11 protein-coding genes and 1 other annotated feature are annotated in these 9,073 nt (G+C 35.5%); of the genes, 5 read left to right on the plus strand and 6 right to left on the minus strand.

What is annotated here, in order from left to right:
* Window positions 1–40: 40 nt before the first annotated feature.
* Window positions 41–622 (minus strand): YitT family protein, encoded by a 582-nt coding sequence (locus MKY37_RS20610; RefSeq protein WP_340779777.1) that lies wholly within the window; start codon window positions 620–622, stop codon window positions 41–43.
* A gap of 345 nt (window positions 623–967) precedes the next feature.
* Here MKY37_RS20610 and MKY37_RS20615 point away from each other — a divergent pair, with 345 nt between their 5' ends.
* From MKY37_RS20615 to MKY37_RS20625, 3 genes are all read left to right on the plus strand, one after another.
* Window positions 968–1,762: a class I SAM-dependent methyltransferase gene (locus MKY37_RS20615; protein WP_340779778.1), complete on the plus strand. Its 795-nt coding sequence runs from the start codon at window positions 968–970 to the stop codon at window positions 1,760–1,762.
* 276 nt (window positions 1,763–2,038) lie between these two features.
* Entirely contained in the window at window positions 2,039–2,878 is an 840-nt protein-coding gene (locus tag MKY37_RS20620) for a hypothetical protein (RefSeq protein ID WP_340779780.1), read from the plus strand.
* Entirely contained in the window at window positions 2,875–3,903 is a 1,029-nt protein-coding gene (locus tag MKY37_RS20625) for an ABC transporter permease (RefSeq protein ID WP_340779781.1), read from the plus strand. The genes MKY37_RS20620 and MKY37_RS20625 overlap by 4 nt, the downstream gene beginning before the upstream one ends.
* Before the next feature lie 31 nt (window positions 3,904–3,934).
* On the opposite strand, the gene MKY37_RS20630 is transcribed toward MKY37_RS20625, so the two are convergent.
* On the minus strand, window positions 3,935–4,165 hold the full coding sequence (locus tag MKY37_RS20630) for a hypothetical protein (RefSeq protein ID WP_340779782.1): 231 nt from the start codon (window positions 4,163–4,165) through the stop codon (window positions 3,935–3,937).
* Window positions 4,166–4,278: 113 nt separating this feature from the next.
* Here MKY37_RS20630 and MKY37_RS20635 point away from each other — a divergent pair, with 113 nt between their 5' ends.
* Together MKY37_RS20635 and argS are read left to right on the plus strand one after the other, a co-directional pair.
* On the plus strand, window positions 4,279–4,824 hold the full coding sequence (locus MKY37_RS20635; protein ID WP_340779784.1) for a GNAT family N-acetyltransferase: 546 nt from the start codon (window positions 4,279–4,281) through the stop codon (window positions 4,822–4,824).
* Between the two features lie 41 nt (window positions 4,825–4,865).
* Window positions 4,866–5,084 (plus strand) — a binding site (T-box leader).
* Between the two features lie 36 nt (window positions 5,085–5,120).
* On the plus strand, window positions 5,121–6,800 hold the full coding sequence (gene argS, locus MKY37_RS20640) for an arginine--tRNA ligase (protein ID WP_340779786.1): 1,680 nt from the start codon (window positions 5,121–5,123) through the stop codon (window positions 6,798–6,800).
* Between the two features lie 66 nt (window positions 6,801–6,866).
* Here the strand turns inward: argS and MKY37_RS20645 are convergent, their stop codons facing one another.
* The 4 genes from MKY37_RS20645 to MKY37_RS20660 all read right to left on the minus strand — a co-directional run.
* On the minus strand, window positions 6,867–7,148 hold the full coding sequence (locus MKY37_RS20645; protein WP_340779788.1) for a hypothetical protein: 282 nt from the start codon (window positions 7,146–7,148) through the stop codon (window positions 6,867–6,869).
* A gap of 10 nt (window positions 7,149–7,158) precedes the next feature.
* Window positions 7,159–7,548 carry an SHOCT-like domain-containing protein gene (locus MKY37_RS20650; RefSeq protein ID WP_340779790.1) on the minus strand — a complete coding sequence of 130 codons (390 nt, stop codon included), beginning with the start codon at window positions 7,546–7,548 and terminating at the stop codon, window positions 7,159–7,161.
* 13 nt (window positions 7,549–7,561) lie between these two features.
* Entirely contained in the window at window positions 7,562–7,927 is a 366-nt protein-coding gene (locus MKY37_RS20655) for a DUF2089 domain-containing protein (protein WP_340779792.1), read from the minus strand.
* A gap of 221 nt (window positions 7,928–8,148) precedes the next feature.
* Window positions 8,149–9,073 (minus strand): YkvI family membrane protein (locus tag MKY37_RS20660; RefSeq protein WP_340779793.1); only part of this gene is annotated, 925 nt, incomplete at its 5' end.

Below are 9,073 nucleotides of genomic sequence, written 5' to 3' on the forward strand. Positions count from 1 at the left end.
AACCAAGCCGCTAAGGAGTTAAATTCCTTAGCGGTTTTTATCATTCAACCTGGGTAACATTTCTCGTGATCAAGCTTGTTGTGACTCCCACAAAAAAGATCGTAATAATCGATAGGAGTAGCGTATCGGTAGACAATAATAGCCCGCCACATAACACCACTATAGTATCAATGATAAAGATAAGTATACCTACATTTATATCCGTTTTTTCACTAAGTAATTGAGCGACTAAATCTGTTCCCCCGGTACTTGTCTTAAACCTCAGCATCAAACCAATACCAACACCAACAAAAATTCCGCCTGAAATAGAACTGTAAATCGAACCAATATGTATGAATCTAACCAATGGCTGAAACAAATCTATCAAAAAGGAGGAGATAATCATCCCGTGTAAACTATTATAAAAATATTCCCGATAATTGAACCATGCGATGATAAAGATTGGGATACTAAAAAGAATAATCATTAACCCGGGCTTTAAAGCCCAAAGATAATTTAATATTAGTGCTATGCCGATAATCCCACCGTCTAATACCTTATGAGGTATCAAAAAAAGATTAATACCTAATGCTATAAAAATACTTCCAATCAGTATAACCAAGCCTTTTTTCATCCAATACATCTTTTCAACTCCCAAGGACATCCATGTATATACATTATGAAAAAATAGCAATGAAAATGTAAAAAATATTGCTATGTTAAAGGAAAAGGTTGAGTTATTGTAGAATAGAATTATAATTCTTCCTAACTTTTACTGTTGTTACTTGGAGGCTACTAATGCAAAGTTCCCCAAACAAACCAGTCCTGCGAGTGTATTCTTTTCCACCAATACGTTCATAAAAACATAGAACAGATTTACTTTGTTTCTTTAGCTTAACCATCAAAACGATATAATTTGAAATGTAATACTTAAACTAATTGTAGGTAACTTAAGAAAATTTGAAGGTTAAAAAAGGGGGATTATTCAATGAAAGATTATGGGGATGATTTATTTAAAGGCACAGCTTGGTATTATTCACGATATAGACCAGTATATTCCGCTAATCTAATCAGATATTTAAGGAATAAGTTTTCTTTAGATGGAAATGGTAACATGCTGGATTTGGGCTGCGGTGATGGGCGTTTATCATTAAGGTTCTCTGATTGGTTTGAAAAAATAGTAGGGTTGGATACTGAGTCTGAGATGATCCAGGAGGCTGAAAGAATCAATAAAGAAATTAGAGTTGAAAATACAGAGTGGTTTCTTGGTGATGTTGAAAAATATAAACGTAATAACAACATGACCTTTAGATTGGTAACTATTGCAAAGGCATTTCACTGGATGGATAGACCACGGATTCTTGAAAGTTTATATGAAATGGTTGCTGTTGGTGGAGGAATAGCTATTATAGATAATTACTCTCCTAATGAAACGCTTTTGCCATGGCAACAGACCGTTCAAGAGGTTGTAAAGCATTGGTATGGGGATGAAAGAAGAGCAGGGAATATTACATACAGTCATCCAACAGTTAGTCATCAGGATATTATAGCAAATTCAAAGTTTGACCTAGAAATTCATCAAATACCTTCTTATGAGCACATATGGACATTGGACTCTATAATTGGAAATCACTATTCAACTTCCTTTGGTGCTAAACGTTTTCTAGGAGAAAAAGTGGATTTATTTGAAAAACATTTAAAAGAGGAATTGTTAGCTATTGATAAAAATGGAGTGTTCAAAGAGCAAATAAAAACATCAGTAAAACTTGCTCTGAAAAAATAATTCTATCCTTTAGTTAAACAAGGCAGTCATTTCGATGGTCTATTATTAAGTCCAATACATCAAGTAGATTTTGGTGGTCTTCTGTGAATTTACACTTATTAAGAGACTCATTAATAACATAATATAGTCAAGAGTATAAGTATGGAACAATTTAATATTCAAGTTTTCCCTTACCTTTTTCCACTTTTTTTTGAATTTGCAAAAAATTCTCTGTTTTTCATTTTCATTATGTTATGATGATTTTATCATGATTTTCAGGCAGCAGGGGGATTTTTTGTGAAACGTTTTATGCAGTGGGTGCTACGGTTAGTTGTTGCATTCATCGGTATTTTGCTTATTAGTGGATTGCCAATTCTTATTAATGGTTTTCAAAAAGGGGAGTTTTGGTGGAGAGAATATGGGGAACATTTACTCGTTCTTTTCCCACTGAAGCATTTCTTAGATACATATTATAGTAGTTATATTGGAGAATATATATTTTATTCACTTGAAGTATTATTTCTAGCACTTTTTGTTGCAGTTGTTTTCGCTTTATCATTTACAGTAATTACGATGCTTTTTAAAGAACGTGCACGACAGCGCATCAAAACAATATTTTTCTTTTTGGAATCATTGCCGGATATTTTAGTTATTTTACTTATTCAATTACTAGTTATCATTGTCCATAGACATACGGGTGTTTTTATGCGAATTGCATCTACTGGTGGAGAGAAAATCTACCTGCTTCCTGTTTTTTGTTTAATGATTTTGCCGATGGTTCAGCTTTACCGCTTAAGTATGCTGACGTTTGAAGCAGAGGAAAGAAAATTGTATGTAGAGCTCGCTAGATCACTTGGATTTAATAAGGTCATCATTTTATTTATACATATTTTTCGTAATGCTATCATTAGTATTTTCTTTCAGTCCAAAAAAACGATGTGGTTTATGCTATCCAATTTATTCATCTTAGAGCGAATGTTCAATATGCCGGGTATTATGTTCCACTTAAGTGAGCATTTATCTGGAGAGTTATTTTTAATAACTGTATGTAGCTTTTTCATACCAGTGTTCATCGTATATAGCTTTTTTGAGTGGTACTTTTTACGTCGGACAAGCCGTGGAGGTGCTATATTATGAAATTGCTATGGAAACAACCTTATTTTGTATTTGGTTTTCTCATATTAGCTTTCTTTCTTATCGGAAGCTTTGTATTTGAATGGATAAATGGTCCAGACCCGAAGCAAACCTATTTTATAATGGAAAAAGGGAGAGTTATCGAGGCCGCACCGCTTTCTCCAAGCTGGCCGCATCCGCTAGGGACCGATCAGTATGGCTTTGATATGTTCGCTAAAATTATGCTCGGAGCAAAGTATACGATTATTTCAGCTATGGGTGTCGCTGCAGTACGGATGCTAATAGCCGTACCATTAGGATTTGCAATCGGGACCTATTGGCAAAAACGTCGTAGAACGATTAATAGTTTCATCGATCCTCTTCATTATGTACCGATGACTATTTTTTCCTATTTAATGCTCTATTCGGTGTTATGGGAGCCGATGGAAGGATTCTCCACAACTGTCTGGGAGCGTATTGTTATTCAAGTAGTATTAATGGCCATTATTACAGTACCGATTGTTTCTTCTCTTATTGGCAATGAAGCGAACTTATTGTATCAGCAGGAATATATTCTTGCCTCCAAAACTCTAGGTGCAAGTAAGTCCCGAATTATTACTAGACATCTATTCCCAATGATGCGAGAAAAGCTATTCGTCTTATACGGTCAGCAGGTCGTGGAAACCTTAGTCGTCTTCACTCATTTAGGACTTTTACAATTGTATATTGGAGGGACAGATGTCAGCTATGATCCAATGTTCGGTGATCCACCTAAATCGATTGCATATGAATGGGCAGGTCTTTTTGGGTCTTCCTTCCGTTACTTGCAGGGAGTTCCTTGGTTGCCACTTGGTCCAGCCATTTGCTTCGCACTTGTCATTTTAGCAATTGCTGCGATGATAGAAGGTTATACAAGAGCAGTAAGCGGTCAAGTGAAAATACCGAAGCGCAAGAAAGTTTCTTTGGTCTCTGACAAAACAGTGGAGTGGAATCAACAACAATTAAAAGAAAGAATGCAGCTACTATTTAAGGATAAACAAAAACTGTAGAGTGTAATCTGCAGCTTTTGTTTAGCTACTTTTATTCTTCTACTTTTTTACCTCTTGTCAGCTTCTCAAATGGTTCCATTTCTTTATCTCGTTTTGGAAAGTAGTTGAATGGATTTCTTTCTTGTGCAAATTCTTCTTTTGCATTCAATTGAATACCGATTTTAGCACCAGCAGTTGCCGCTGGATCGTTTATTATATTTTCTTTTTTACCATCCAAATGTGGTGTGGGATTCACATGTGGATTGTCACTTCTTCGTGGCATTATATCATCTCCTTTGTAGTTAATATGACAAAGGAGAGGTGGTTCTATTCGAGGTTTGTGTTTTCCCTTTTTACTAAGCAAATTTATTTTACAAATGAATCGAGGTTTTAACAATGACGACTATGCCAATTATTGAAACGTCAAGATTATTATTAAGAGAAGTTACAAACGAGGATGCTTCTGACATGTTACGCTATTTGTCAGATAAGGATGTTGTAAAACATATGGGATTGGAACCTTTTCAATCTGTAGAAGACGCTCTGGATGAAATCAGTTGGTATCAGTCTATCCGCAAAGATGAATCTGGCATTAGATGGGGAATTACGCTAAAAGATGCTGGCAAGGTTATCGGAAGCTGCGGATTTCTTAATAGGAGCACAAAAAATTACCGTGCTGAGGTGGGATTCGAATTAAGCAAAGAATATTGGGGAAGAGGAATAGCTGGGGAAGCATTGGAAGCAGTTATTAAGTTCGGTTTTGATCATTATTCATTCGAACGAATCGAAGCCTTAATCGAACCGGCTAATGTCCCTTCACAAAAATTAGTGGAGAAGCAAAGATTTAAAAGAGAGGGTTTACTAAGACATTATGAATATACTTGTGGAAAATTTGATGACTTGTATATGTATTCTATTTTAAAAGATGATTGGGGTTGTTGACACAATTCTGAATCTCTTGTACGATATGTAAAATCATAAAGTTAAATTCGTTGAAGAAGAGAGTAATCGATACGAGACTGGGAAGCGAGTTAGGGATGGTGGGAGCCTAATACAAGAAGAATCGATGAACCGCACTTTGGAGAAATGTCCTGAAAGTCTAGTAGGGAAAATCGGGGAAGGCACCTCGTTAAGAACGGAAAAGCGGTCACAATTGTGGCAACTAGAGTGGTACCACGGGAATTTTAGCTCTCGTCTCTTATTTAGAGACGAGAGCTTTTTATATGGGAGGAAAATACATGAACCTGACAAACCAAATCGCAAATGTCATTTCAAAGGCATTAGAAAATGAATGGACTGTTCAACAAATAGAGCAGTTACTAGAAAAGCCAAAGCAGACGGAACTAGGTGATATTGCATTTCCTTGTTTTACACTGGCGAAAAAATTGCGTAAAGCTCCACAACAAATAGCGTTAGAGTTAAGTACTAAGTTAGAGGATAAGTTAATAGCCAGCGTTCAAGTCGTTGGTGGGTATGTGAATATTTTCTTCAATCGGACGCTAGTTACAAACCAAGTTTTACAATCTATTACGATGGATCAACAGCAGTATGGAAGTAAAAATAAAAAGCAGGAAAAAATTGTGATCGATTTTTCCTCGCCAAATATAGCAAAGCCTTTTTCAATGGGGCATTTGCGTTCAACAGTAATTGGTAACGCTCTAGCGAATATTGCGGAGAAAAATGGGTATGAAGCTATTCGCATTAATCATCTTGGTGACTGGGGCACACAATTTGGCAAGCTTATAGTTGCTTATAAATTATGGGGAAATGAGGAGAAAATCCTTGCAGCACCAATTGAAGAGTTATTAAAGATTTACGTGCATTTTCATGATATGGCAGAAAAAGATGACTCTTTAAATGAGCAAGCTCGTGCAGCTTTTAAATTACTTGAAGAAGGAGATGAAGAGGCTCTCTCTTTATGGAAATGGTTCAAAGAGGCTTCTTTAAAGGAGTTCCAAATAATCTATGAACTTTTGGGTGTTCACTTTGATTCTTATGCTGGTGAAGCTTTTTATAACGATAAAATGACTAATGTAGTTGACGATTTAAAGGAAAAAGGATTATTAATTGAATCTGAAGGTGCTTTTGTAGTAGAGCTTGATGATATGCCACCAAGTCTAATTACTAAAAAAGATGGGGCGACCCTTTATGCGACACGCGACCTAGCAGCAGCTTTGTATCGTCATCAAACATATCAGGCAAGTAAAACATTTTACGTTGTGGGAAATGAACAAACACTACACTTTAAGCAACTATTTTCAGTGCTACAAAAAATGGGGTATGAATGGTCCGACCAGCTACAACATGTTCCATTTGGAATGATGCTCAAAGACGGCAAAAAAATGTCTACGCGTAAAGGCAAAGTGATCTTGCTTGCGGATGTAATAGCTGATGCTATTAAAACTGCAGAGCATAATATTTACGAGAAAAATCCAACATTAGAAAATAAAGGTGAAGTCGCAAAGCAAGTAGGAGTAGGAGCAGTTATTTTCAATGATTTAAAAAATGATCGCATGAACGATATTGATTTTTCATTGGAGCAAATGCTTAATTTTGAAGGGGAAACAGGACCTTATGTACAATATACGAATGCTAGAATTAGTTCATTGCTCCAAAAAGGTAACTTTGGGGCTGAAGCATTCACTTTTTCACCAATTGGAGTTGAAGCGTGGCCAATTATCCAGCTACTCGAGGATTTTCCACATGTGGTAGAAAAAGCTTTTGATCATGCAGATCCATCTCAAATTGCGAAGTTTAGTTTACTGCTTGCACGCCAGTTCAATAAATATTATGCTAGTACAAAAATTTTAGCTAATGATGGAACGACAGCTTCTAAGTTAACATTTGCCTTTGCGATATCTGTTGTCTTGCAGGAATCCTTACGACTATTAGGTGTACCAGCTCCAAAGAAGATGTAATATCGGAAATTTTAGGAACCAGGTTCTCAAACAATTCAGAATTCAACGAGAACCTGGTACCTTTCACTATAGTCTAACCTTAACCTCAGTACCGTCACTAGCTTTGACATCTACTAGCACGATCCCCTTATAATTTTTCAGTTCCTTGAGGATAGGCTTTAGCGTATTTTTGTCTACTAGTGGAATGGTAAAGTCCAGTTTTCTTTTTTTGAAGTGTTCTTTTGTCCATTTGTTTACATTTTGCTGAAAAAATTTTGAAGACAAAATTGAAATAATAATGTTTATAATAGTATATGGAATTGGAATGGTAAACCGAACGTCTTTTACTTTCACTTTTACATGCAACATAAGCAAATCACTAATCAATGATGATCGAAACGGTATCCCCGTTTGCCGATTTAATATCAACAATTTGGCCATCTAATTCGCTTTCGATTGCCTCAATAATTAGGCTAATATCTACATCTTTAACGTATTTTTCCGCTTGAGGAATACTTGCTGCGATACTGTGTCCAGCCATTATTACTGCCTTGACAAGTTTTATAGGCAAATTTACCGTGACATTATCATTTTCGGCTGATATAACACGAATTTTTAATATTTTATCTAAATATTTAGTCGGTTTTTCAAAAAGCTTATTACCTGTTTCTTCTTTCTCTTTTAATACTTGAATCAGTTCTGATCCCTTATCTGGATCAATCTTACCTTCTTGGACCATGGTTAACACTCTTGTAATTTCCTCTTTCATGATAAATTCCTCCCTATTCTTCTTTTAAGAGCTTAATGGCTTCTTCTGGTGTGATTTCGCCATTTTCCAACATGGTGACAACTTTTTTCTCATCTACTTCATTTTTCTTTTTCTGCACATATCCAAGGAATGAAATGATGTCTGTTAGCTTACCTCGAACCGTTGGATACGAAATTCCCAGTTCCTTTTCAACTTCTTTGATATTCCCTCTGCATGTTAAAAATACTTCCACAAAATGAAGCTGATCCTTTGATAAGGACGCTAGCTTGGATAATTCAAACTCATTTTCAATCGTAGTGTGACAATGAGAGCACTGCAACTTCGTAATTTTCAATGTTTTACTACAAACAGGACAATTTGTGATTACTTTATAAGCCATAAGAAATTCCTTCCTTTTAGTTTATTTGATTATATAACAAGGGAAAGAAAAAATATATAATAAAATTTAAAAATTTCAACAAAAAAATTAATAATATTAACTCGATGTTTAATATTATTAATTAATCTTCTTCATTATTCAATTAAAACTAGATATCAGGTTCTCAAGCAATTCAGAAATCAATGAGAACCTGGAGCCTTTCACTATCTATTTTTCCGAAATCAAGCTCTCTTTTTATATTTAAACCAAGAAACAATAATCGCCGCAATTAAAAGGAAGCCTAAATATCCTGTGATTGGATAGACAGTTCCGACAAGATTAACAAAGCCTAAGAAACTAGCGATAAAAGCTATTACTCCAAATAGAATAGTAAATGTCTTAAAAGTTGGTTTTTCTGGTTTCATGATACGTGCAGAAAAGGCATAAAGCATTGCAACTGCTGTATTGTAAATCATGCCAATCAGCACAATTGCCATCAAAAAGCCAACAATAGGATGTATTGCATTTGATAATGTAATCATTGGCATGGCTACATCAGAAACTTTTTCCAGTTGCGTTAACATCGAGATGTTTATTAATAATATTAATAAACCTAATCCTAGACCACCGATAATTCCGCCACGACCCGCTACTTTTTGATCTTTTACTGTTCCGCCAATTACTGTAATCATCGCAACTCCTGCTGCGATATTATAAGATACATATAGTAATGCACCCATTATCCAATTGGAAGCCGCAGGAGATGTTTTGGCTACAGCCGCATCCATATCCATAGAAGAAGGATCATATTGGAATAAAGAATATCCGGCTATCAAAATAACCAACACAAGTAAAAATGGAGTAATTGCACTAATCAAACCAATTATTTTCTGTACATTCAGCGTAACAGAAGCAATCGTTATGACTGCCATAAAGAGACTTCCTGCAAATGCGGGTAACCCAAATTGTTCTTCAAAAATTGCACCCGCTCCGGAGAACATAACAACAGTTACTCCGAACAAGAAAAACGTGATAAGAATATCGACAAAAATTCCTAAATATCGACCGCATATATGGTATATAACATCTTTATGAGACGACGTTTGTAAACGACTTCCTAACTGGGTTAAATTCATACCAAGGAAAGCAAAAAGAATGGCTGCAATT

The organism is Psychrobacillus sp. FSL K6-2836, assembly GCF_038003085.1.
In the GTDB taxonomy this organism is placed as follows: Bacteria; Bacillota; Bacilli; order Bacillales_A; family Planococcaceae; genus Psychrobacillus.

Coding starts and splice junctions, on each gene's coding strand:
- MKY37_RS20630 (WP_340779782.1), bottom strand. CDS start 4,165: ATGCCACGAAGAAGTGACAATCCACATGTGAATCCCACACCACATTTG.
- MKY37_RS20645 (WP_340779788.1), bottom strand. CDS start 7,148: ATGTTGCATGTAAAAGTGAAAGTAAAAGACGTTCGGTTTACCATTCCA.
- MKY37_RS20610 (WP_340779777.1), bottom strand. CDS start 622: ATGTATTGGATGAAAAAAGGCTTGGTTATACTGATTGGAAGTATTTTT.
- MKY37_RS20615 (WP_340779778.1), top strand. CDS start 968: ATGAAAGATTATGGGGATGATTTATTTAAAGGCACAGCTTGGTATTAT.
- argS (WP_340779786.1), top strand. CDS start 5,121: ATGAACCTGACAAACCAAATCGCAAATGTCATTTCAAAGGCATTAGAA.
- MKY37_RS20635 (WP_340779784.1), top strand. CDS start 4,279: ATGACGACTATGCCAATTATTGAAACGTCAAGATTATTATTAAGAGAA.
- MKY37_RS20650 (WP_340779790.1), bottom strand. CDS start 7,548: ATGAAAGAGGAAATTACAAGAGTGTTAACCATGGTCCAAGAAGGTAAG.
- MKY37_RS20655 (WP_340779792.1), bottom strand. CDS start 7,927: ATGGCTTATAAAGTAATCACAAATTGTCCTGTTTGTAGTAAAACATTG.
- MKY37_RS20625 (WP_340779781.1), top strand. CDS start 2,875: ATGAAATTGCTATGGAAACAACCTTATTTTGTATTTGGTTTTCTCATA.